We start from the raw sequence: 22,605 nt of genomic DNA on the forward strand, positions 1-22,605 counted from the left end.
TTCCGCACGGCACAGCAGGCACTGGACATTTTGGATGGTCAACATCACCACGGGATGACGAGCGGCGCGTGGCGCGGCGGGCGATTGCGGACACTCGATGTCCGTTATCGCCCATAGGGTCCATTCCATGACGATTTTGGTAACCGGGGCGACCGGCAACGTGGGCCGGCCGCTCGTGGCGCAACTCCTGGCAGCGGGTCACAGCGTGCGCGCGCTGACCCGAGACCCGGCCAGGGCGGACCTGCCGCGAGGAGCGGAGGTGGTCACCGGCGACCTCGCCGACGCGAGCACCCTGACCGGCGTGTTCACCGGTGTCACAGCCGCGCACCTGATCAACTTCAACGGCAAGGACGGCTCACCGCTCACCAACGGCGACGAGATCGCGGCGCTCGCCGTCCAGGCCGGTACGCGGAAAGTGACGGTCCTCAAAGGAGAACGGGACCGCAGCCCGCTGGAGGAGGCGGTGGACGCCGCCGGTCTGGAGTGGACAGCCCTCGCGCCCGGCGAGTTCATGTCCAACGCCCTCGAGTGGGCCACGTCGATCCGCGCGGAAGGTGTTGTCAGGGAGGCGTTCGGGGACGTGCGCAGCGCGCTGGTGCACGACGCCGACATCGCGTCGGTCGCCGCGACCGTGCTGACCACGCCCGGCCACGGCGGGCGGCAGTACATGGTGACCGGACCGGAGGCGCTGACCCACGCCGAGAAGGTGCGGATCATCGGCTCGGTGCTCGGTACGGAGATCACCTACGTCGAACTGACGCGGGAGGAGGCCGTGCGGCGCTGGCAGGAACAAGGCTACCCGGAGGAGTTCATCGCGTTCTTCCTCGACCTGATGGACAACCCGGTGGAGGAAGCGCGCACCGTCCAGCCCACAGTGGAACAGGTCACGGGCGAACCGGCCCGCACGTTCGAGCAGTGGGTGCGGGAGAACGCCGCCGCGTTCCGCTGATCGTTTCGTGGCCCCGGCGACTGGCCCACCCGAATGGCTCAGTGTCGCCGCCGTACTCCAGACTGGCGGCATGAAAACGGTGCTGAACGTCATCTGGCTGGTCCTGTCCGGGTTCTGGATGGCGATCGGCTACGTCGTCGCCGGGGTCATCTGCTGCGTCTTCATCATCACGATCCCGTTCGGGCTCGCGTCGTTCCGGATCGCCAACTACGCGCTCTGGCCGTTCGGCCGCACGATCGAACAGCGCCGCGAGGCCGGGGTCATGTCGGTCATCGGCAACGTCATCTGGATCATCGTCGCAGGCTGGTGGCTGGCGATCGGCCACATCGTCACGGGGCTGCTGCAGTGCGTCACGATCATCGGAATCCCGTTGGGAATAGCCAATTTCAAGATGATCCCGGTATCGCTGGTCCCGCTGGGTTCCGAGATCGTCCCGACCGACTGACCGGCACGACGGCCGTGCCCGCGTCGAGATCGACACCCGACGGCGGCGCGCCCTGCGCGTCCTGCTCGCGCATCATCGAGACCGTGTCGCGGTGGTCGAGCTCGATCCGTTTCGTGCCGTAGAACATCGCGGTGACCTCGTTGACGTACGTCTCCGCGAGTGGCGTTCCGGTTTGTTTGCGCCGCTTGACCCGAACGAGCTCCCATGAACCCACGAGTATCAGCAGCACGACCGCGGCCGGGCCGGTCAACGCCAACGCTGTCTCCACAGTGGGCCAACGACACGCGGGGCACGGTCGTTCCCCGCGCCTATGATCTCCGCCGTGAGTACAGCGAACGCGGTTCTGGCAGGCGTGGTTCTGGCAGGCGGGCGTTCCACGCGGATGGGGCGCGCCAAGGCGGATCTCGCTTGGCACGGCTCGACGTTCCTGTACCGCACGAGCGCATTGCTGCGCCGCACCGTGGACGGCCCGGTCGTCGTGGTCGCCGCACCGGGGCAGGACCTGCCGGATCTGCCCGCGGGGGTCGAGGTCGCCGTGGACCCGGTGGAGGGCCTCGGCCCGATGCAGGGCGTGGCGGTCGGTCTGGCGAGCGTCGCCGACCGGGTGGAGTCCGCGTTCGTGTGCTCCACGGACATGCCCTTCCTGCATCCCGCGTACATCCGGCGTGTCATGCGCGCGTTGGCCGAGACCGGGGCGGACATGGTGCTGCCGTGGGTGAACGGGCACCGGCAGCCGCTGGCGACGGGGTACCGGACCGCGCTGCACCCGTTGATCACCAGGTTGGTCGGCGAAGGGGACCTGCGGCCGGGGATGTTGCCGAAGCACTGCGTCGTGGCCCGGCTCGACGACGAGATCCTGCTGCGGGACGAAGATCTGCGACGGTTGGATCCCCGGCTGGATTCGGTGGTGAACGTGAACACGCCGGAGGACTACGCCGACGCCTTGGCCCGTGCGCTCCCGGAAATCACCGTCAACGGGCACGCCGTACGCGCGGCGACGCTGGGCCGCGCGGCAACCTCGGTTGTGCTCAACGGCGCCGACGTTTCCCCCGACCCTCGCCTGCCACTGGTCACGGGCGATTCGGTGACGGTGCTCGAGGACTGAGTCAGCCGACCCGTTCGACGCAGAAATCTCACCAGTGGAGGAATAACCCGAAAGGGGGAAATCTGGGGTTGTGGCCCCGTCACGACGTGCCTAGAGTGACCGGTCGTACCCCCGGTGTAACCCATCCGGGCTAACCCCATTTAGGTTCAGGAGCGGCAATGGTGCGACGCCCCACGGTGTTGCTGGCGATCGTGGCGACCGTACTCGCGACACTGTCCGGCTGCGGACTGCTCGGCGGCTCGTCCGGTGACGACGCAGGCCCGACGGACAAGGTCGAGAAGTCCAAGATCCGGCTCGGCCTGCTGCCCGTCGTCGACGTGGCCTCGGTACACCTGGCGATCCAGGAGGGTTACTTCAAGCAGGAGGGTCTCGACGTCGACCTGATCAACATCCAGGGCGCCGGTGCCGCGATCCCCAGCCTGGTCAGCGACAACGCCAGCTACGACATCGTCTTCGGCAACTACGTCTCGTTCTTCAACTCGCAGGCCAAGGGCATCGCGCAGAAGGTCGAGGGGCTGAAGTTCGTGGCCGACGGCTACGTCGCCAAGCCCAACACGTGGATGGTGCTGGCGGGCAAGGACTCGGCGGCGAAGAAGATCACCGACCTGCCCGGCAAGAAGATCGCGGTGACCACGAAGCAGAGCCTGGCGGAGGTGAGCATCCGCTCGGTGCTCAAGGTCAACGGCGTGGACGCCACCCAGGTGACCTTCATCGAGATGCCGTACACCGACATGGGCGCGGCGCTGTCGGCCAACCGAGTGGACGCGGCACTCCTCGCGGAGCCGTTCATCACCCAGGCCGGCAAGGACTACGGGGCCGTGCAGCTGTTCGACGCGGCATCCGGCCCGACCGCCGACCTGCCGATCGCGGGCTACGGCACGACCGGCAAGTTCGCCAGGGAGAACCCGAAGACGATCGCGGCCTTCCAGCGCGCCTTCGCCAAGGGTCAGGAAGCCGCGGGCACGGACCGCTCGAAGGTGGAGAAGCTGCTGCCGGGCTACGCCAAGATCGACCCGCAAACCGCGGCACTGGTCAACCTCGGCGGCTTCCCCTCGCGACTGGAGTCGACCAGGTTGCAGCGCATCCCCGACCTGATGCTCGAGTTCGGCATGCTCAAGGAGCGCATCGAGGCGAGTTCGATGATCCTGTCGGGTTCCCCGACCGGCTGACACGGCTCTTTCGATTCACCCCGCCATGGCTGCTTGCCCGCCATGGCGGGGTTTGGTGCGTTCCTGATATGTTCAGCGCATGGTTGTAGCTGGTTCGGTGGTATGGCGCGGTCCGTCCGAGTAGACGGCCCGTTCATCCCCCATCGAATCGAGCCGTCTTCGGACGGCAGCACGCTTCCCTGACCGCCGAGGACGGCTCCCACTGGCTTTGGGAGTCCAGGTGGAGTCCACCGTTGTCATCGGCGACGAGTCGACAGCCGACCACGCACTGAAACTGGCCAGGCAAGGCCGGATCCTGGTGTGGCGTGGTGATTACCGCAACGCTGTGCAGTTGCTCGCCGCCATGCGGCGCAGAGTCGGCAAGGTCCGGCGTGGTTCCAGTCCGGCGGACACGTTCCGCCGCTACCGTGCCGCCGCCGCGCGCCGGGCGCGGCTGCTCGGTCAGGTCCAGGTCGACGTCGGTCCCGGTTATGCGCTTGAGCTTCCGCACGCGCCCGACGTCGCCGAAGCGTGCACGTTGGCGTTCGGCCCGTCGACTGGGCGGATGCCGTTGACTGACATCATGGGTGCGCTCGGGGCGCATCGGTGGCGGGTCCGGGGCGTCCACGTACCGGCGCTCGGCGCGAGGATCCATCCGCACTACGGTGTTTTCGCGCCCACCCGGCACGAGTACGTCGATCTCGTCGGGTCCATGCCGTGGCCCGGTCCGTCGAAGGTGTTCGACGTCGGCACGGGGACCGGTGTGCTGGCGGCCCTTCTGGCTCAGCGGGGCGCCGATGACGTTGTCGCCGTTGACATCGAGCCGCGGGCAGTCGAGTGTGCCCGTGCCAACGTCGACAGGCTCGGGCTGGCGGCGAGCATCCGGGTCGGGCAGCGGGACCTCTTTCCCGCCGGAACCGCGGACCTCATCGTGTGCAACCCGCCGTGGTTGCCCTCTGCGGTGTCGTCACCGCTGGACACGGCGGTCTACGACCCGGGCTCACGGATGCTGCGCGGGTTCCTCCGGGGCGTGGCCGGGCACCTGACCGCCGACGGGGAGGCGTGGCTGATCGTCTCCGACCTCGCCGAACGGCTCGGGTTGCGTGCGCCGACGCGGACGTTGATCACCGGCGCTGGCTTGGTCGTGCGTGACCGCATGGACGTCCGTCCCCGGCACAGGACGCGCAAGGACGACCCGCTCGCCGAGTACCGGGCAGCCGAGGTCACGTCGCTCTGGCGGATCACCCGTTAGGACCGGCCGAGGTTTAACAGGACGAGCAGTGGGGAACGAGGAACCCCAAAGGTGAGGCACTCCGCCCGTACGGTTGGGAGTGACGTGCGGGCGAGGCCAGGAACCGGCACGCCCAGGAAGGGCTACCGGTGGACCACGACCAACCCGCGGTACCCGGCCTGGACGGTCCTGTCCCGGCGAACCAGGACGGCGACTCGCCTGTCCGGAGAACATCCCCGATGACACGCGCGCAGTTGACGGCGGCCCTGGCCGCGGCCCAGCAGGAGCTCAAGGAGCTCAAGCACGAGTTGGCCGAGACCAACAGCGGCGTCGTGGCGATGTACGTGGAACTGGAGAAACGCGACGAGCAGCTGCGCCGCTCACACGCGGTGATCTTCCGTCAGCTCGAGGACGCGCTACGACCGCAGCCGCCGACGGTGCCGGGTGTCGGCCTCTCCGTGCACTACTCCCCTGCCGACGCCGACGCGCCGACCGGCGGTGACCTGTTCGACTGGTTCGTGTTGCCGGACGGCACGCTGCACATCACAGTCGTCGACGCGGTCGGGCACGGCGTCGCCAGCACTCGTGACGCGCTGGACGTGACACACGCGATCCGCACGCTGGCGTTGGAGGGTCACCCCCTGGCGCAGCTCATCGGCCGTGCCGCGGAAACGCTGGGCCGGGTCTTCCCGCGGCTGATGGCCACCGCGCTGGTGGCCAGGATCGATCCGGCCACCGGTCGGTTCCACCTCGCCAACGGCGGTCACCCGCCCGCGTTGCTGCTGCGGCGCGGCGCGGCTTCCTACATCGAGATCGACGGGCGCGGTGTGGGTTTCCCGTTGCCCGGCAGCGCCGTGGTGTACACCGGCCACCTGGAGACCGGTGACACGTTGCTGCTGTACACCGACGGGCTGACCGAGGGCCACGGCTCGATCATCGACGGTGAGCAACGCCTGTCGGCGTCCGCGCTCCGCAACAGCGGCCCTGACCTCGACGCCATGACGTCCGCGATCGTGGCCGACATCCACGACGGGCGGCGGTACGCGGACGACACGCTGCTCATCGGCGTCCGATATGGACGTCACACGGCCGAGCACGCGTGATCGGTTGACCACTCTCGGTCGAACCAGCCGCCACCAGTACACTCCACGGTGACCGGCGCCACATCCGTCTACATAGGAACTCTTACCAGAAATGCCGCTCTGGCGCCAATTCCCGGCCTGGGCGTCCGGTGGGTGGTATGAATTGGCGTCCGGCGCCCGGGGTGGGGACAGTGACGGCCGGACTCGGCGGTCGACCACCGCCGGGCCGATCCGCCCAGGGGACAGCCCAGGAGAAAGCACAGGGGAAAGGCAGCCATGTCGGAGCAGAGTTCTTCTCCAGAGAGCACACCACTCGGCCTTCCGGAGAAGCCGAAGCGCAACCGCGGCCTGGTGATCGGGATCGCCGTCGTCGTTGTCGTGGCGGTCGCCGCGGTGGTGGTGTTCCTCACCACACGGGGATCCGACACCGCCGAAGGCCGCACCACGGTCCGGATCGGAACGACGGAGGCCAGCTCGTCGTACTGGCCCGTGTTCAAGGATCTGGCCGCACAGCAGAACATCGACCTGCAGGTGGTCAACTTCAGCGACTACACGCAGGCCAACCCGGCGCTGTCGCAGAACCGCATCGACCTGAACCTGTTCCAGCACCTGCTGTTCCTCACCAACTACAACGTGGCGAACAACGACACGCTGACGCCGATCACGTCCACCTACATCGTGCCGCTGTCGCTGTACTCGCGTAAGCACAACGCCGTCGCCGACATCCCGGCAGGCGGGACGATCGCGATCCCGAACGACGCCACCAACCAGGCGCGGGCGCTGCTGGTGCTGCAACGGGCCAAGCTGATCACGCTCAAGGGCGGCGGGAACGTGCTGTCCACGCCCGCCGAGATCGACAAGGCCGCCTCCAAGGTCAACGTGACGCCGGTGGACGCCGCGCAGACGGTGGCGTCGCTGCCGTCGGTCGACGGTTCGGTCGTGAACAACAACTTCGCGCTCAACGGTGGCCTCGACCCGTCGAAGGCGCTGTTCTCCGACGACCCCGCCGACCCGTCTGCCGAGCCGTACATCAACGCGATCGTCGCCCGCGCCGCCGACAAGGACAACCCGGTCTACGCCAAGGTCGTGCAGGTTTTCAAGGACCCGCGGGTGACTGACAAGGTCAAGGCCGAGTCGAAGAACACCGCGGTGCTGGTCAACCGGCCCGCCGCCGACCTGGCCGCGATCACCGCCCGGCTGTCCCAGACGATCCGCGCCGGCCGGTCGTGAGCACTCCGCTGATCGAGTTCCGGGGCGCGGGCAAGACGTTCGGCACCGGGGGCAGATCCGGGGGCAAAGCCGTGACCGCGCTCGACGGCATCGACCTGAGCATCGAGGCCGGTGAGATCTACGCGGTCATCGGCCACTCCGGCGCGGGCAAGAGCACCCTCGTCCGGCTGATCAACGCACTGGAACGGGCCACGTCCGGATCGGTGCTGGTGGACGGCGTGGACATCACCGCGCTGCCGGAACGGCGGCTGCGGGAGATCCGGCTGGGCATCGGCATGGTGTTCCAGCAGTTCAACCTGATGCGCTCGCGCACGGTGTTCGGCAACGTCGCGTACCCGCTGAAGATCGCGGGCTGGGCGAAGGCCGACCGGGAGAAGCGGGTCGCGGAACTGCTGAACTTCGTCGGGATCGCCGACAAGGCGTGGCAGTACCCGGACCAGCTGTCCGGCGGGCAGAAGCAGCGCGTGGGCATCGCCCGCGCGCTGGCGACGAACCCGAAGATCCTGCTCGCCGACGAGTCGACGAGCGCGCTCGACCCGGAGACCACCGGTGAGGTCCTGCGCCTGCTCAAGCGGGTGAACAGCGAGTTCGGCGTGACGATCGTGGTGATCACGCACGAGATGGAGGTGGTCCGCGAGATCGCCGACCGGGTCGCGGTTCTCAAGGACGGCAAGGTGATCGAGCACGGGCCGGTGCGCACGGTCTTCGCCTCGCCGCAGGAGCCGACCACGCAGCGGTTCGTGGAGACCGTGTTGCGGGCGCGGCCGGATGACGACGACCTGTCCCGCATCCGGGAACGCCACCCGGGCCGCCTGGTGATCGCCAAGATCAGCGACGACAGGCGGATCGGATCGGTGCTGTCCGAGGCGAGCAGCCGCTACGACGTGCGCTTCGAGGTCGTGCACGGCGGCGTGAAGGAACTGGGCAGCACGTCGTTCGGCAGCCTCACGCTCGAGCTGATCGGCGCGGACTCCGCGGTGGACAGGCTGATCGCCGACCTGCGGACCACCACGGATGTCGAGGAACTGGTCTGATGGGCACCAACTGGGACAACCTGCGGCCGATCCTGCTCGACGCGGTCGGCCAGACACTGTGGATGGTCGCGGCGACGATGGTCGTCGGCGGGTTCCTCGGGCTGCTGCTGGGAATCGCGCTGTACAGCACGCGCCCCGGCGGCATCCTGGCCAACCGCCCGGTGCACACCGTGCTGAACGTGCTGGTCAACATCGTCCGGCCGATCCCGTTCATCATCTTCATCACCGCGATCGGCCCGGTCACCATCGCCGTGGTGGGCACCCAGCTGGGGACGACAGCGGCGACGTTCGCCCTGATCTGCGCGGCCACGTTCGGCATCTCCCGGATCGTCGAGCAGAACCTGGTCACCATCGATCCCGGTGTGATCGAAGCGGCCCGTGCGATGGGCGCGAGCCCGTGGCGGATCATCACGACGCTGCTGGTGCCGGAGGCGTTGGGGCCGTTGATCCTCGGTTACACGTTCGTGTTCGTCGCGGTGGTCGACATGTCCGCGGTCGCGGGCGCGATCGGTGGCGGTGGCCTGGGCGATTTCGCTATCGTGTACGGCTACCAGCGGTTCAACTGGGGTGTGACGGCCGTGGCCGTCGCCATCATCATCGTTCTGGTCCAGGTCGCCCAGTTCGTCGGCAACCGCCTCGCGCGCCGCGTGTTGCGACGATGAGTAGCCGCCACGTTACTGTTGAGTAGGACTACGCTGCCGGGCGATCCGGGTGCCCCATACGTTGGTAGGCATGGACATCACGCCACCCAAGGGCACCGGGACCGCCCGGCTGGTGTTCGGGCTGTCCCCGCTCGTGCTCGCCGCGTTGGTCGGCTACTTCACGAGTTTCGTCCTGGTGATGGGTTCGGACAGCTGTTTCCCGGGCACACCGAGGCTGATCTGCTCGCCGACCGTCCAGCAATGGGTCGGCTGGCTGCCGATGGGCGGCGCGGCGGCCGGACTCGTGGTCGGAGTTCTGCGGGGCTGCCGCGCGATCCGCCGTGACCGGCCGGTGGCACAGGCCATCGGAACAGCCTGGCTGGTCTGGGTGCTGGCTGAGATGCTCGCGGTGATCCTGGGAACGACCTGACGCACCTCAGCGCGACGGGGTGGTCAGCGTGGGAGCGGGCGGCGCCAGCAGCATCGGCTTGACGTCGAGTTCCTGCTTGAGCAGCCCGAACTCGGTCATCAACCGGGAAACACGCTGGATGGCCGCGGGATCGAGCGCGGTGCGGAACAACGGGAGCTTGGTCCGTGCCGCGACCTCACGGTCGATCTTGGCGACGTCCGCCAGCAGCGGTTCGATCTTGGCGCGGTCAGCGCTCTCGTCGGCCGCCCGGCCGATGCCGCGCTGGAAAGCCGCGACCGTCTTGGGGTTCGCGGAGACGAACGCGCTCGTCGCGCCGAACCCGGTGAACGGCAAGTCGGTCAACGAGCCGGTCGCCAGATCGAGCAACGGCGTGGCACCGACGGACCGTTGCGCCGCGGTGACGAACGGCTCGACCATCATCGCCGCGTCGACAGTGCCCCGGTCCAGTGCTGTCGGCATGTCCGGGAACGGCATCTCGACGAACGTGACCGTCTCCGGCCGCACGTTCCGCGTCGCCAGTGTCGAACGCACCATCAACTCGGCCAACGTGCCCTTCGCGGTGACCGCGACTTTCTTGCCCGCGACGTCCGCGGCCGTCTTGAGCGTGGACGACTTGCCGACCACGAGCATCGCGGTGCCGGGTGCGGCGGCGGAGTTGGCGGCGATGAGCTTCACGTCGGCGATGTTCTTCGACTGGGCGAGAAGCAGCGGCGGGTAGGTGGAGTAGACGATGTCGTACTGCCCGTTCACCATCCCCTCGACGGTCTGCTGGCCGCTGCCCGCGATGGTGACCTTCACTTCGAGCCCGTCGGCGGCGAAGTAGCCGTTGCGGATGGCGAGTTCCAACGGCGCGATCTCCACGGTCGGCAGGATCGCGACGTTGATCCGGGACTTCTCCAGCGGACCGGACGAAGCGGTCTCCCCGGACTGCCCGCTGATCGCGGAACACCCACCCACCAGCAGGGACAACGCAAGCACGGCACCGCAAGCACGAGACGACATGGTCCGCCATTCTCGACCCGACCGGCCTCGACCACAACCAGCGTGTAGACCATGACACACCGTGCACACGACCGAGCCGGTCGCACTGCTCATGGGTGCACTGTGGACGGTCGAGGTGGCGCCATGGCGCACAGGCAGGTACGGCGAGAATCGACTGATTGACCAGCGGATTCAGGAGAAGCTCTCTCGCTCAGGGTTTGCGGGCCACCGCGCCGTACATGGCCACGTCGGTGTCCGCGATCGGGCCGGCGTCCGCGTCCGGCCGCCACTTGTGGACCTGGACCACGCCTGGTTCCTCAAGGTCGAGGCCGTCGAAGAAGCGGACGGCCTTGTCCTTCGTACGGAACTGCAGTACCTCGCCGTGGTCCCGGTACTGCCGCTGGACCTGGGCGAGCGGCACCGGGTCGAAGTCGTCGGTGGCGATCGAGGCGGCCAGGTAACTGCCGGACGGCAGGACGTCCACCACCTGCTTGACCACGCGGTACGCCTCGTCGTCGTCCTCGATGAAGTGCAGCATCGCGATGACCAGCAGGCCGACCGGCTCGCCGAGGTCGAGCACGTCCCGCAGTTGCGGTGAGGCCAGCAGGGCCTCGGCTTCGCGCATGTCGGCGTGGATGTAGGCGATGCGGCCCTCGTTCGTGCTGGACATCAGCGCACGGGCGTGGGCGAGGACGATCGGGTCGTTGTCGGTGTAGACGATCCGGCTGTCGGGCCGGTGTTTCTGCACGATCTGGTGCAGGTTGGGCTCGGTCGGGATGCCGGTGCCGATGTCGAGGAACTGGCTGATGCCCCGGTCGGCGGCGAGGAACCGGCCGACCCGGTGCATGAACGTGCGGCTGGCCCACATGTGCGTGCGCAATGCGGGCCATGCCTGCATCGACGCGTCACCGACCTCGCGGTCGACCGCGTAGTTGTCCTTGCCGCCCAGGATGTAGTCGTAGATCCGCGCACCGTGCGCCCGGTCGGTCCGCAGGTCGACGGGTTCGTCATCCGACATATGACGGCCACTGCCCGACACCATGCGGATCATCCTACCGATTACGGATCATCGTGTTACCTGGCCATGAATCGCATGCTTGCCACAGTGCCCCGGACGACACGCTCCTTGATGTACGCCGCGGTCCGGCCCGTGACCATCCGTTCCTTGGGCGCGTCATCGGCGTGCAGCAGTTGGAACAGGCCGTTGTCCCGGCCGAGGCTCATGCACACCCCGGCGTACCGGAACCACAGCGGTTTGGCCTGCTTGCCGCGCAGGTCCAGCGCGATGTTCTTGCCCGCCCGCCAGCCCTGCGGGATCGCGGCGGCACAGCACATCCGCAGGTTCCCCGCCGAGTCGCCGATCGCGTAGACGTCCGGGTGGGACGTCGAACGCAACGTGTCGTCGACGTCGACCCGGTCCGCCGCGTTCAGCCTGATCCCGGCCGACGCGGCCAGCTCCGTGTTCGGGGCCATCGACGCCGCCCACACGATCACGTCGCTGTCGATGTCCGCCGGGGTGACCTTGACACCTTCCACCAGGTCGATCCCCATGCCCGCCATGGTGGAGCGGACGTAGTCGCGGCTCTTGCCCGACAGCCTCGGGCCGATCTCGCCGCCGGTCACCATCCGCACCCGCCAGTCCGGCACCTGGGTGGCCAGCTCGGTGGCGACCTCGATGCCGGTCTCGCCGCCGCCGACCACGGTCAGCTCACCCGGGCCGTCATCGAGGCGTTTACGCAGGTAGCCGGCCTTCTCGGTGGTGAAAACCCGGCCGTCGTCGGCTTCGGCGGCCCTGGTGCGGCTGCCGAGCGCATAGACGAGGCGGTCGTACGTGTGCGTCTGGCCGTCGTCGGTGCGCACCTCGCGCCGGTCGGGGTCGATGGCGGTGGCGCGGGCGGCGACGTGCCGGACCGGCTTCTTCGTGGTGAACGACGCCAGCGGGTGGGTGACGTCGGGGCGTCCCGCGGCCAGCTCGTGCCAGCGCACGCGCTCCGAGAAGCTGGCCGTCGGTGCGATCAGAGTGACATTCGCCTGGTCAGCGGCGCGCAAGGCGGCCATCAGTCCGCTGTATCCGGCTCCGAGTACGACAACACTTGGCTTAGTCATGCCATACAGACGACAGAGACCCCACAAGGTGTGACATTGACCTGTGTCACACCCGGCGGGGGCTGTCTCGTCTGTATGGCATGAGCGATGAAACGGAGCTGGCTGCGGCGTACACGCGGGCACGTCCACGTCTGGTGCGAGTCGCCTACGCCGTGACAGGCAGCGTCGCCGAGGCCGAGGACGTCGTGTCCGACTGCTGGCTACGGCTGGTCGCCGCGCACAAAACCGCACCGGTGCACGACATCGAGTCGTGGGCCACGGTGACGGTCGCGCGACGGGCGTTGGACACGCTGCGGTCGGCGCGTGTGCGCCGGGAGACGTACGTGGGGTCGTGGCTGCCGGAGCCGTGGGTCGAGTCGCCGGACCCGGCCGACCGGGTCACGCTCGACGACCAGGTCAGCTTCGCGCTCATGGTCGTGCTGGAACGCCTCAGCCCGACCGAGCGCACCGCATGGGTGCTGCACGACGTGTTCGGCATGGAATTTCCCGAGGTCGCGCGGATCGTGGGCCGGTCGTCGGCCGCTGTCCGGCAGCTCGCGGCACGGGCCCGCAAGCACGTCGCCGACGGCACGCCACGTGTCCGGGTCGATCACGGCACGCACGAGGCGGTGGTGGCCGCGTTCAAACTCGCCGCCACACAAGGGGATCTGCCCGCACTGATGAGCGTGCTGGATCCCGACGTGACGCTGACGAGCGACGGCGGCGGCCAGGTGGCCGCGATCCGCCACCCGTTGCACGGCGCCGAACAGGTCGCCCGGTTCATGGTGATCGGCATGGGCATGCTGGCAGAGGCGGGTCACGACCTGGCGATCGAGCTGGTCAACGGCCGCCCGGGGCTGGTGATCACCGGCGCTGGCAAGTACGACTCGGTCATCTCGCTGACCGTCGACGGCGGTGTCGTGTCCAGAGTGGACGTGGTGCGCGCGCCGGACAAGCTCGCGATCACCCGGCGACTTCGTGCCTGGCGGTCGCCCTGATCCACCACAGTCCGAGGATCGGCAGCACCACCGGCACGAACCCGTAGCCGCGGCCGTAGAACGACCACACCGTGGCGTCCGGGAACAGCTGCGGCGCGAACAGGCTCACAGTCCCCACGACGAGGACACCGACCAGTTCGACCGCGCACGAGATCATGGCGATACGGCGTGATGTCCTGCTGCCCTTGACCAAGCACACCAACGCGACGATGTAGATGACGGCGGCGACCGCCGAAAGCACGTAGGCCAGCGGCGCTCTGCCGAAGTGGGTGGCGATCTGGACCGCCGACCGGGCCGTCGCGGCGATCACGAAGATCCCGTACACCGCGATCAGCAGCCTGCCCGGCCCCGACCGGGTCACCTGCTTGAGGTCGCCCTGCTCAGCCATGTCCGTCCCAGATCTGCCGCAGCCGCAGGATCAGCACCGGCACCGTGAGGCAGCCGATCACCAGAACCGCCGAGCCCCAACGGGACCGCTCCGCCGCGGCCCACACCGCGGCCAGCGGCACGATCAGCACCGGACCCACCAGGTAGCCGATGAACGTGCCCGTCGCGACGTTCCGGTCGGTCGAGAACACGTTGACCAGACCGGCGACCATCTGCACGAGCAGTCCCAGTTCCAGCAGCAGCACCGCACCGGCCAACGCGAGCCCGTACGGCCGGTTCAGCGCGAACCGCCGGTTGGCCACCACGAGCACCACGCCCCAGAGCGCCACGGCGAGGGAGGCGTAGGTCAGAACAGTGGCAAGTACCTCGACCATCCAGCGGTTCCCTCTCCTCGGCGGACCAGGCAAGCCTAAACCTGTGACCACCAGCACTTTCGCGAGGTGTCACGTCACCGGCACCGCCGGGAGTGACCCCACCTTCAAGACCTAGGAATTGCGCCAGACGGTGCCGCGGCGCTCGTACTCCAGGACCGTCTCGACCTCGGAGGCGAGTTTGACGCCGAGGAACCGTTCGATCAGCCAGAGCGCGCCGTCGATGCCGGAGGTGATCCCCGCGCAGGTGACGAGGTCGCCGTCATCGACCACGCGTGCGTTGATCACCGTCGCGCCCTGTTCGGCGAGGTACGGCTTGGCGACTGTGTGCGTGGTGGCGGGCCTGCCACGGGTGATCCCGGCGGCGGACAACGCCATCACGCCGGTGCACACGCCCACCTTGACCAGTTTCGCGTCGGCCAGGCGCCGCATGAATCCCTTGTCCGCGATCAGCTTGTGCAGTCCCGATCCCGGCTGGTTGTGCATCCCGCCGCCCGGCACGACCAGGACGTCCGCGTCCTGCGGCGACCAGCCGCGGGGCACTTCGACGCGGATGCCCTTGGCGGTGGTGATCGTGGTCGGCCGGTACGGCGACACGAGCGTCGTGCGGATGGCACCACCCTTGTCGGCGGCCCTGTGGAGCACGTCGTACGGGCCGACGTAGTCCAGGTCCTCGGCGCCTTCGAAGGCCAGAACCTGCACGCGCAACGGCGACTCGATCGACACCGCGGACGCGATCGGCGCTCCGGCCACCACGATCCCGGCGGAGAGAGCCGACGCGCGCAGAAAAGTACGGCGTTCCAACGCTTACCTCCCGAATGAAGTTCTCTCCTGAGTAGTCGTGCGGACACCGGTCCCCGGTTCCCGGCCGAATCGGCGCAATCGGAGGCTGTTGGACACCACGAACACCGACGACAACGCCATCGCGGCACCGGCGACCAACGGGTTGAGCAGTCCGAACGCGGCCACCGGCAACGCGGCCAGGTTGTAGCCGAACGCCCAGGCGAGGTTGCCGCGGATCGTGCGCAGGGTTCTGCGCGACAGGCTGATCGCGTCGGCGACCGCCGTGAGGTCGTCCCGCACGATGATCACATCGGCCGCGGCGAGCGCGACATCCGTGCCCGTGCCGACGGCCATACCGAGGTCCGCCGTGGCCAACGCGGGCGCGTCGTTGATGCCGTCGCCGACGAAGGCGACTCCACGGCCCTCGCTGCGCAGCCGCCGCACGAGCTCGGCTTTCTCCTCCGGCCGGACACCGGCGTGCACCTCGTCGATGCCGACCTCCGCCGCGACCGCGCGGGCGGTGGTCTCGTTGTCGCCCGTGACGAGAACCGGAGTGAGGCCACGGGTGCGCAGCAGCCGGATCGCTTCGGCGGCGCTCGGTTTCGGCTTGTCCCGCAGAGTGATCACGCCACGCGCGGCGCCGTCCCAGCCGACCAGGACGACCGTGTCCTCGGATGCCGTGTCCACCGGTATGTCCCAGCCGCGTTCGGTGAAGGCGACGGCACGCCCGGCCAGTACGGTCCTGCCTTCGACGGTTCCGGTCGCACCGAGGCCCGGCAGCGCATGGAAGTCCGTGACCTCGGGCAGCGTGCCGTACTTCTCGATCGCCTCCGCTGTGATCGCCCGGCCGACCGCGTGTTCGGAGGCGGACTCCAGCGCTCCCGCGATCCGCAGCACGTCGCCGACGACGCCCGACACGTGCATCCGGCCGGTGGTGACCGTGCCGGTCTTGTCCAGCAGGACCGTGTCGACGTCCCGCACGGCCTCCAGCGCCTGCGGGCCACGGATCAGGATGCCCAGCTGCGCTCCCCTGCCGGTGGCCACCAGCAGGGCGGTCGGCGTGGCCAGGCCGAGCGCGCACGGGCACGCGATGATCAGCACGGACAGCCCGGCCCGCATCGCGTCCATCGTGGCCCCGCCGGTGAACAGCCACACCGCGGCCGTCACCAGGGCCAGGCCGAGAACCGCGGGCACGAACACCGACGAGGCCCGGTCGGCGAGGCGCTGCACGTTCGCCTTGCCGGTCTGGGCCTGCTCGACGAGCTTGGCCATCTGGGCGAGCTGGGTGCTCGCGCCGACCTTGGTCGCGCGCACGACCAGGCGGCCGGACAGGCTGATCGTCCCGCCGACCACCGCTGTCCCGGCCTCGGCGGAGAGGGGGACCGGTTCACCGGTGACCATGCTGGTGTCCACGTCGGAGAAACCGGATTCGACAACGCCGTCGGTCGCGATCTTCTCCCCCGGCCGGACCACGAACGCGTCCCCGGCCCGGAGCGCGGCGACCGGGACGAGTCGCTCGACGCCGTCCTTGAGCACTGTGACGTCCTTGGCGCCCAGCATGGACAGCTTGCGCATCGCGTCACCGGCTGCCCGCTTGGCCTTCGCCTCGAAGTACCGGCCGGCCAGCAGGAACGTCGTCACACCCGCGGCGACTTCGAGGTAGCTGCCGCCGTCGGGGTGGGCGAACACCGTGAACACGGACCAGCCGAACGCCACCAACACACCCAAGGACACCAGCGTGTCCATGGATGTGCTGCCGTGCAACGCGTTCTTCACCGCCGCGCGGTGGAACGGCAACGCGCACCAGAACACGACCGGCACGGCGAGAGCGAGGCAGACCCACTGCCAGCCGGGGAACCGCAGCTGCGGCAGGAACGTCGTCGCCAGTGACAGGTCGCCGAGCGGGACCATCAGCACGACGGCGACGATCAGCCTGCGCCACAACGCCTTGACCGGGTCTTTTCGTACCGCGGACGCCGTGTACCCGGCGTTGGTGACGACCTTGACGAGGGTTTCCACGTCCACATCGGACGATGTGCGCACACTGGCGCGTTCGGTCGCGTAGTTCACCGTCGCTTCGACGCCGTCGACCTTGTTCAGCTTGCGTTCCACGCGGTTCGCGCACGCGGCACAGGTCATGCCGCCGATCTCGAGTTCGATCGTCACACTCTGTCTCTTTCGGCTTCTCTTCCGGCGAGCTTGGACAGCATCGCGTTGTACGCCGCCAGTTCGTCATCGGACTCGGGGTTGCGGTCGTGTCTGCGCGCGTCGCGTTCGTCCGACCGGGACCACTGCACCAGCAGGGCGATCACGACGACGAGGACGGGAAGCTCGCCGGACGCCCACGCGATGCCGCCGCCGAGGCGTTGGTCGGCGAGCAGGTCGCCGATCCACGGGACGGCGAGCGACCGGTAGAAGTTCTCGGCGATCACGGTCTGCGAGGACATGATGATCACGCCGAAGAAGCCGTGGAACGGCATGACCGCGAACAGCATCGCCAGCCTGCCCAGGTACGGCGGGCGGCGCGGGCCGGGGTCGATCCCGATGACCGTCCAGTAGAACAGGTAACCGACGAGCAGGAAGTGCGTGTTCATCAGCAGATGGGCCCAATGCCACCGCACGGCCTGGTCGAAAAGGCCGGTGAGGTACAACGCGTAGTACGACCCGACCAACAGGACACACGCGACCAGCGGGTTGGTGAGCACTCGCGCGAACCTGCTGTGCAGCACGGCGAGCAGCCATTCCCGTGGGCCTGGTTCCTCTTTGCTCGGGCGCAACGCGCGCAAGGCCAACGTCATCGGCGCCCCGAGCACCAGCAGTACCGGCGCGAGCATGTTCAACACCATGTGGGTCACCATGTGCACGCTGAACACGCCTGCCGCGTAACGCCCCACGCCGGAGGACGTGGCCAACAGCAGAACAAGGCAGCCCAGCAACCACGCCACAGTCCTGCCCACCGGCCATTGGTCGCCGCGTCGGCACAACGTCCGTACCGCGAGCGAGTACGCGACCGCGAGCGCGATGGCCACGACACCGAAGATCAGCGAGAACCGCCACGCCGTGAAGAAGTCCCAGACGCTGGGCGACGGCGAGACGTCGTACCCGATCAGCGTGTCCATCGGTGTCTGCTCCTGGAAGAAGCCCGACGGTGGCTGCCTGGCCATCCCGACCGAGACCCCGATACCCACCGCCATCACGAGCATCTGCGTCCACAGTGCACGCTTGAGGAACAACGCCAGCACGGCCAGCAACCCGACCTTGGCCAGCAACAGAATGCCGTAGCGGGTGGTCAGGATGTCGTTGACGGGCGTGAAGACCAACCCCACCAGCACACCGGAGACCGCGACGACGCCGAAGCACACCATCGACAGGACCGTGAAGCGTTTGCGCATCCGCTCTGTCGCCTTGTGCCTGCGCACAGCGAAGACCACGAGCGTGCCGACCCACGCCGCCGCGGCGGTCACGTGCCAGATCGAAGCATCCGTGGAAACGTCGTGGTCGGCACCCGTGGCGGCATGCCCGGACACGACCACCGGCAGCAGGGCGAACAGCGCGATCACAGCCATCGCGGCACAGGACAGCCAGGTCAGCGCGATCCGGCTGGCGACCGCGATGACGAACGCGAGCGCCGCGGTGATCAACCAGGCTTTCGGCGTCTCCAACGCGTCGACACCGGCGACCAGCCTCGGAATGTCCATTTCAGACAAAGGCTGCCCGGACGAGTCCGCGACGTCCAGCACGACCATGGCAGCCGCGGCGGCCACCCACACCGTGGAAGCCCAGCACGCGATGCGCAGACCAGCGTATCCCTCAGCCTTGAGCACACCGTCACGGCGTGCCGACGCGATGAAGACCGCGAACAGCAACCCGCCGACCGTGAGCACGCCCGCTCCGTCCGCCACCAACCTCACCAGCGCCGCGCCGAACCGGACGAACGCGCCCGGATCGGCGTCACCCAGCAGAGCGTGCGCGGAACCGCCGATCACCGCTGTGATGGCGAGAACGGTCGCAGCACCGGCAAGGGCCGCCCCAACTGATCGGATCACTCAGCACCAGTCGGACGCGTACACGCCCGAGTTCCCGCTTGTGACCGCTCGCACACCTGTAGCGAGGCGACGCATCGCCGCCTGTTCCAGGATCGAACGACCTGCATGGATTCGCCCGCAGGTGGCAGTCTGTCGTCGTCGGACTTGACGACATCCCATCCGGGCTGGGAGGGCGGGCGGCGCGATGCGGGGACCGAGCCACGAGCTGATCGGCCGCGACGCCGATCTCGCGGTGCTCCGGGCCGCCTACGACCGGCTGCCGGGTGTCGTTCTGGTGTCCGGCGAGGCCGGGATCGGCAAGTCCCGGCTGGTGGCGACCTTCACCGCGGCTCTCGGCGGCGACCCGCTGCTGTTGGGCGGCGGCTGTCTCGAAATCGGCGCCGAGGGGTCGCCGTACGTGCCTTTCCTGCCGGTCATGCGTGACCTCGGCCTGCGGCCGGGGCCTCGGGTCCTGGCGGAGGTCCTCGAGCAGGTCACGTCGGCCGCCGAGCAGCGACCCGTGGTCATCACGATCGAGGACCTGCACTGGGCGGACGCGTCGAGCCGGGAGCTGTTCGCGTACCTCGCCCGCAACTTGGCAGGCTCGGTGCTGCTGGTCGGCACGGTCCGGACCGGTCAGCAGGCCATGGGGCATCCGAACCGGCGGCTGATCGCGGAACTCGGCAGGCGTGCCGTCACCAGGATCGACCTGCGCCCGTTGACCGTCGACGACGTCATGGATCTGCTCACGGCCCTCGAAGGCCACCGGCCCGACCCGGCGCGTGGGCAGCGGGTGCACCGCCGCAGCGGCGGCAACCCGCTGTTCGTGGAGGCGTTGAGCACCTCGGACACAGCCGGTGACCTGCGGACCCTGTTGCTCGAACGGATCACCCGCCGTGCCGAGATGCAGGCGCTGGCCGTGGCGGGCGCACCGGTGCCCGACGAGCACCTGGCTGGGGTGTGCGGTGCGGACGCGATCGCGGAACTGATCGACCACGAGCTGGTCGTGGCCGCCCCTGACGGGTACGCCATCCGGCACGACCTGATCCGTGCAGCCGTCTACGACTCCACGCTGCCCGCGCGGCGCAAGCGGTTGCACGCCCACTTCGCCGCGCTGACACCGGACAGTGCGGTGGCCGCGCGGCACTGGCTCGCCGCGGGCGAGGTCGACCGGGCGCTGCCCGTCGCCTGGCGGGCCGCGGGGGCGGCGGCTGAGCAGAGCGCGTACGACGAGCAGCTCCACCTGCTGGAGCTGATTCTGGCGCAGTGGTCCGACGCGTTGGCCGTCGACCGCGCCACGGTCATGGAGCACGCGGCCGTGGCCGCGCTCGCCGCGGGGAAGTCCGCGATCGGGATCGCGCACAGCACAGCCGCGCTCGATCTGGCGACCGACCAGCAGCAGGTGGCGCGGCTGCTGGGTCTTCGGGGCCAGCTGCGCAACCGCGTGGACGGCACCGGCATCGAGGACCTGGAACGGGCGATCGCGATCGCACCGCACGGGTGGCTGTTCGCGGCGTTGGCGTTCGTCGAGGTCGTGGCCAATCGCTACGACAGCAGCCGGGTCCACGCCCTGCAAGCGTCGCGGATCGCGGACGAGTCGGCGGACGACGCCCTGCGCGCCAGGGCCCTTCTGGTGATGGCCGCGCTTGACGGCGCGTCGGGTCTGGTCGAGCAAGCCAGGAACACCTTCGCGACCGCGCGTGCCCTCGCGTACCAGGTCGGCGACGAGCACGCGTTCCTCACCACCTTCCAGTGGGAGGCGGGTCTGCTGGCGGCCACAGGTGAGTACGCTCAGGCCGCCGAGCTCGCCCTCGAAGGCCGCGAGGCGGCGGAACGACTGGGGCACTGGCGTTCCCGCGGCAGCATGCTTGCCGTCGCCCGCGCGGTGCCGTTACGGCTGCTGGGCCGGTGGGACGAGGCGCTGGCGTTGGTGGACGAAGCGCTCGCGGACGCGCCGCCACCGCTCTACAGCGCCTTTCTGCGGTTGGTCGCGGCCGACATCGCCCGTTGCCGGGGTGACGCCACCAGGTTCGAGGCGCTGATGCGTGGACTGGCGGAATTCGCGCGGCACGCGCAGAACGCGGCCGAGGCGACGGTGGAAATCACCATCCAACGAATCGAGTGGGCGCTGGCGCGGGGTGAGCTGGACGTCGCCGACCGCGACCTGCGTGATCACCTCACCGCGAGTCACCCGGTTCGGGAGGTGACGCGCCTGGCCATCCTCGGCGCACGCATCCAACGAGCCCGCCGCGCGGCCGCGCCACGCAATCGCCGGCTCGCCCAGGAGGTCACGGCTCGTTTCGACGAACTCGCCGGTGTGGTCGACGCGGTCACGGCGCCGCCGGTCTACCGGCGTACCTTCCAGGCGCTGGTCTCCGACTCGCTGTCCGCTTGGGACGCGGCAGTGGCCGCGTGGCGCGCGGTCGGCAACCCCTACGAGACAGCGATGGCGTTGACCGGCGCGGCGACAGCCGCACTCGCCACGAACAACCGCCCCGGCGCCCGAACGAGGCTGGACGAGGCACGGGAGCTCGCGGCGGCGCTGAACGCCGCGCCGCTGGTCAGCCGGATCGACGGGCTGGTCAGCCGCAACAGGCTCGACGACGTCACGAAGCCCAAGGCTGACAACGATTTCGGGCTCACCCGCCGTGAGGTGGACGTACTGCGGGTGCTGGCGCGAGGCCGGTCGAACCAGCAGATCGCCGACGAGCTGTTCATCAGCACGAACACGGTCGCCACCCATGTGGCCCGGATCCTGGTCAAACTCGGCGCCACCACGCGTACCGAAGCGGTCGCCCGTGCACGCGACACCGACCTGCTCGGCTGACCAGCGGCCGATCCCGGCATATGGGAGGCGGAATAGGGCCTCGACGGCGTCGTTGCACCCGTCATGTCGAACTTTGTTTCCGAGTGGCAGGAATGGCACACCGCACGGGTGAAGGACCTCGTCGACCCGTACGGGTGGCTGGCGCTGGTCTCACTCGACTGGCTGGACGACAAGCCACGCTCCTACGGCGACTTGCCGGGATTGTGGTGGCAGGACGAGGAAGCGGCGTACGTCGATCCGCAGGGCAGCGACCTCGTCCACGAAGGCAAGCCGGTGACCGCCGTCCAGCGTTTCGAGTTGGTCAACAGCGGGCCGGGCACCCGGGTTGTCGCCGGGGACGTGGAGATCGAGATCGCCAGGCGGTCGGGGTACCTGATCCGGGTGCACGACCCGAAAGCCAAGGCGCTGGCCGACTTCCGCGGTGTGCCCGCGTACGAACCGAAGCCGGAGTGGGTCCTCAAGGGCCGCTACGAGGCCTACGACGAGCCGAAGCCGACGACGGTCGGTGCCGTGGTCGAAGGACTCAGCCACGTCTACCAGGTGCCGGGCGTCGTGCGGTTCGAACACGACGGCGCCGAGCACACGCTGGCCGCGTTCAACGGCAAGCAGGGCGGGCTGAGCATCCTGTTCACCGACGCCACCAGCGGTGTCACCACCTACGCCGCCGTGCGGTCGGTCGCCGTGGCCCTGCCGGACCAGGGCGACGACGTCGTCATCGACTTCACGCGGGCGACGAACCTGCCCTGCGCGTTCACCGAGTTCGCGACCTGCCCGATCCCGCCCGCGGGCAACCGGTTGCCGTTCGCCGTCGAAGCCGGGGAGAAGACCCCTCACTGAGACGACCCCTCACCCC

General features: G+C 68.8%; 22 protein-coding genes. 13 read left to right on the forward strand and 9 right to left on the reverse strand.

The annotated features are described in order from the left end of the window. Positions 1-127 precede the first annotated feature (127 nt). Entirely contained in the window at positions 128-949 is an 822-nt protein-coding gene (locus tag ALI144C_RS40335) for an NmrA family NAD(P)-binding protein (RefSeq protein ID WP_076992479.1), read from the forward strand. A gap of 70 nt (positions 950-1,019) precedes the next feature. Beyond that, on the forward strand, positions 1,020-1,394 hold the full coding sequence (locus ALI144C_RS40340; protein WP_076992819.1) for a YccF domain-containing protein: 375 nt from the start codon (positions 1,020-1,022) through the stop codon (positions 1,392-1,394). Here the strand turns inward: ALI144C_RS40340 and ALI144C_RS40345 are convergent. Continuing rightward, a complete protein-coding gene (locus ALI144C_RS40345) occupies positions 1,336-1,662 on the reverse strand; it encodes a DUF6191 domain-containing protein (RefSeq protein WP_076992480.1) in 327 nt (108 codons plus the stop codon). The genes ALI144C_RS40340 and ALI144C_RS40345 overlap by 59 nt on opposite strands. 54 nt (positions 1,663-1,716) lie before the next feature. On the opposite strand from ALI144C_RS40345, the gene mobA reads away from it, so the two are divergent. The 8 genes from mobA (at position 1,717) to ALI144C_RS40385 (ending at position 9,295) form a co-directional block, all read left to right on the forward strand. Beyond that, entirely contained in the window at positions 1,717-2,499 is a 783-nt protein-coding gene (mobA, locus tag ALI144C_RS40350) for a molybdenum cofactor guanylyltransferase (RefSeq protein ID WP_202819165.1), read from the forward strand. Between the two features lie 158 nt (positions 2,500-2,657). Continuing rightward, positions 2,658-3,668: an ABC transporter substrate-binding protein gene (locus tag ALI144C_RS40355; protein ID WP_076992482.1), complete on the forward strand. Its 1,011-nt coding sequence runs from the start codon at positions 2,658-2,660 to the stop codon at positions 3,666-3,668. A gap of 220 nt (positions 3,669-3,888) precedes the next feature. Beyond that, positions 3,889-4,899 (forward strand): methyltransferase, encoded by a 1,011-nt coding sequence (locus tag ALI144C_RS40360; protein WP_143231150.1) that lies wholly within the window; start codon positions 3,889-3,891, stop codon positions 4,897-4,899. A 128-nt stretch (positions 4,900-5,027) separates the two neighbouring features. Beyond that, on the forward strand, positions 5,028-5,981 hold the full coding sequence (locus ALI144C_RS40365) for a PP2C family protein-serine/threonine phosphatase (protein ID WP_076992484.1): 954 nt from the start codon (positions 5,028-5,030) through the stop codon (positions 5,979-5,981). 255 nt (positions 5,982-6,236) lie between these two features. Beyond that, on the forward strand, positions 6,237-7,190 hold the full coding sequence (locus ALI144C_RS40370; RefSeq protein ID WP_076992485.1) for a MetQ/NlpA family ABC transporter substrate-binding protein: 954 nt from the start codon (positions 6,237-6,239) through the stop codon (positions 7,188-7,190). Further along, entirely contained in the window at positions 7,187-8,224 is a 1,038-nt protein-coding gene (locus ALI144C_RS40375; protein ID WP_076992486.1) for a methionine ABC transporter ATP-binding protein, read from the forward strand. Before ALI144C_RS40370 ends, ALI144C_RS40375 begins: the two co-directional genes overlap by 4 nt. Further along, positions 8,224-8,886, forward strand: a complete 663-nt coding sequence (locus ALI144C_RS40380; protein ID WP_076992487.1) for a methionine ABC transporter permease — start codon at positions 8,224-8,226, stop codon at positions 8,884-8,886. Before ALI144C_RS40375 ends, ALI144C_RS40380 begins: the two co-directional genes overlap by 1 nt. A gap of 70 nt (positions 8,887-8,956) precedes the next feature. Further along, positions 8,957-9,295: a hypothetical protein gene (locus ALI144C_RS40385; RefSeq protein WP_076992488.1), complete on the forward strand. Its 339-nt coding sequence runs from the start codon at positions 8,957-8,959 to the stop codon at positions 9,293-9,295. A gap of 6 nt (positions 9,296-9,301) precedes the next feature. Here the strand turns inward: ALI144C_RS40385 and ALI144C_RS40390 are convergent, their stop codons facing one another. The 3 genes from ALI144C_RS40390 to ALI144C_RS40400 all read right to left on the reverse strand — a co-directional run bounded on the left by ALI144C_RS40390 (position 9,302) and on the right by ALI144C_RS40400 (position 12,382). Then, positions 9,302-10,297 (reverse strand): ABC transporter substrate-binding protein, encoded by a 996-nt coding sequence (locus tag ALI144C_RS40390; protein WP_076992489.1) that lies wholly within the window; start codon positions 10,295-10,297, stop codon positions 9,302-9,304. 190 nt (positions 10,298-10,487) lie between these two features. After that, a complete protein-coding gene (locus ALI144C_RS40395; RefSeq protein WP_237774544.1) occupies positions 10,488-11,318 on the reverse strand; it encodes an SAM-dependent methyltransferase in 831 nt (276 codons plus the stop codon). 32 nt (positions 11,319-11,350) lie between these two features. Beyond that, positions 11,351-12,382 carry an NAD(P)/FAD-dependent oxidoreductase gene (locus tag ALI144C_RS40400; RefSeq protein ID WP_076992491.1) on the reverse strand — a complete coding sequence of 344 codons (1,032 nt, stop codon included), beginning with the start codon at positions 12,380-12,382 and terminating at the stop codon, positions 11,351-11,353. An 80-nt stretch (positions 12,383-12,462) separates the two neighbouring features. Here ALI144C_RS40400 and sigJ point away from each other — a divergent pair, with 80 nt between their 5' ends. Then, entirely contained in the window at positions 12,463-13,359 is an 897-nt protein-coding gene (gene sigJ / locus ALI144C_RS40405) for an RNA polymerase sigma factor SigJ (RefSeq protein ID WP_076992492.1), read from the forward strand. On the opposite strand, the gene ALI144C_RS40410 is transcribed toward sigJ, so the two are convergent. The 5 genes from ALI144C_RS40410 to ALI144C_RS40430 form a co-directional block, all read right to left on the reverse strand. Continuing rightward, a complete protein-coding gene (locus ALI144C_RS40410) occupies positions 13,325-13,747 on the reverse strand; it encodes a hypothetical protein (RefSeq protein ID WP_076992493.1) in 423 nt (140 codons plus the stop codon). The two genes, sigJ and ALI144C_RS40410, sit on opposite strands and share 35 nt — an antisense overlap. Next, positions 13,740-14,120: a hypothetical protein gene (locus ALI144C_RS40415; RefSeq protein WP_076992494.1), complete on the reverse strand. Its 381-nt coding sequence runs from the start codon at positions 14,118-14,120 to the stop codon at positions 13,740-13,742. The genes ALI144C_RS40410 and ALI144C_RS40415 overlap by 8 nt, the downstream gene beginning before the upstream one ends. Before the next feature lie 111 nt (positions 14,121-14,231). Beyond that, positions 14,232-14,921, reverse strand: a complete 690-nt coding sequence (locus ALI144C_RS40420) for a DJ-1/PfpI family protein (RefSeq protein ID WP_076992495.1) — start codon at positions 14,919-14,921, stop codon at positions 14,232-14,234. A 3-nt stretch (positions 14,922-14,924) separates the two neighbouring features. After that, positions 14,925-17,066, reverse strand: coding sequence for a heavy metal translocating P-type ATPase (locus tag ALI144C_RS40425; RefSeq protein ID WP_330359642.1), 2,142 nt, complete (start codon positions 17,064-17,066; stop codon positions 14,925-14,927). Next, positions 17,063-18,946, reverse strand: coding sequence for a cytochrome c oxidase assembly protein (locus ALI144C_RS40430; RefSeq protein WP_076992496.1), 1,884 nt, complete (start codon positions 18,944-18,946; stop codon positions 17,063-17,065). Before ALI144C_RS40430 ends, ALI144C_RS40425 begins: the two co-directional genes overlap by 4 nt. A gap of 184 nt (positions 18,947-19,130) precedes the next feature. Between ALI144C_RS40430 and ALI144C_RS40435 the strand changes: the two genes are divergently transcribed. Both ALI144C_RS40435 and ALI144C_RS40440 read left to right on the forward strand, forming a co-directional pair. Then, on the forward strand, positions 19,131-21,752 hold the full coding sequence (locus ALI144C_RS40435; protein ID WP_076992497.1) for an ATP-binding protein: 2,622 nt from the start codon (positions 19,131-19,133) through the stop codon (positions 21,750-21,752). Between the two features lie 63 nt (positions 21,753-21,815). Further along, positions 21,816-22,589 (forward strand): DUF1684 domain-containing protein, encoded by a 774-nt coding sequence (locus ALI144C_RS40440; RefSeq protein WP_076992498.1) that lies wholly within the window; start codon positions 21,816-21,818, stop codon positions 22,587-22,589. Positions 22,590-22,605: the final 16 nt, after the last annotated feature.

The organism is Actinosynnema sp. ALI-1.44 (genome assembly GCF_001984155.1).
Classification (GTDB): Bacteria; Actinomycetota; Actinomycetes; order Mycobacteriales; family Pseudonocardiaceae; genus Kibdelosporangium.

Bases quoted from the DNA above. Each gene is read 5' to 3' on its own strand.
- ALI144C_RS40400 (WP_076992491.1), bottom strand. From the start codon at position 12,382: ATGACTAAGCCAAGTGTTGTCGTACTCGGAGCCGGATACAGCGGACTG.
- ALI144C_RS40380 (WP_076992487.1), top strand. From the start codon at position 8,224: ATGGGCACCAACTGGGACAACCTGCGGCCGATCCTGCTCGACGCGGTC.
- ALI144C_RS40390 (WP_076992489.1), bottom strand. From the start codon at position 10,297: ATGTCGTCTCGTGCTTGCGGTGCCGTGCTTGCGTTGTCCCTGCTGGTG.
- ALI144C_RS40355 (WP_076992482.1), top strand. From the start codon at position 2,658: ATGGTGCGACGCCCCACGGTGTTGCTGGCGATCGTGGCGACCGTACTC.
- ALI144C_RS40395 (WP_237774544.1), bottom strand. From the start codon at position 11,318: ATGGTGTCGGGCAGTGGCCGTCATATGTCGGATGACGAACCCGTCGAC.
- ALI144C_RS40415 (WP_076992494.1), bottom strand. From the start codon at position 14,120: ATGGTCGAGGTACTTGCCACTGTTCTGACCTACGCCTCCCTCGCCGTG.
- sigJ (WP_076992492.1), top strand. From the start codon at position 12,463: ATGAGCGATGAAACGGAGCTGGCTGCGGCGTACACGCGGGCACGTCCA.
- ALI144C_RS40370 (WP_076992485.1), top strand. From the start codon at position 6,237: ATGTCGGAGCAGAGTTCTTCTCCAGAGAGCACACCACTCGGCCTTCCG.
- ALI144C_RS40385 (WP_076992488.1), top strand. From the start codon at position 8,957: ATGGACATCACGCCACCCAAGGGCACCGGGACCGCCCGGCTGGTGTTC.
- ALI144C_RS40440 (WP_076992498.1), top strand. From the start codon at position 21,816: ATGTCGAACTTTGTTTCCGAGTGGCAGGAATGGCACACCGCACGGGTG.
- ALI144C_RS40335 (WP_076992479.1), top strand. From the start codon at position 128: ATGACGATTTTGGTAACCGGGGCGACCGGCAACGTGGGCCGGCCGCTC.
- ALI144C_RS40340 (WP_076992819.1), top strand. From the start codon at position 1,020: ATGAAAACGGTGCTGAACGTCATCTGGCTGGTCCTGTCCGGGTTCTGG.
- ALI144C_RS40410 (WP_076992493.1), bottom strand. From the start codon at position 13,747: ATGGCTGAGCAGGGCGACCTCAAGCAGGTGACCCGGTCGGGGCCGGGC.
- ALI144C_RS40435 (WP_076992497.1), top strand. From the start codon at position 19,131: ATGCGGGGACCGAGCCACGAGCTGATCGGCCGCGACGCCGATCTCGCG.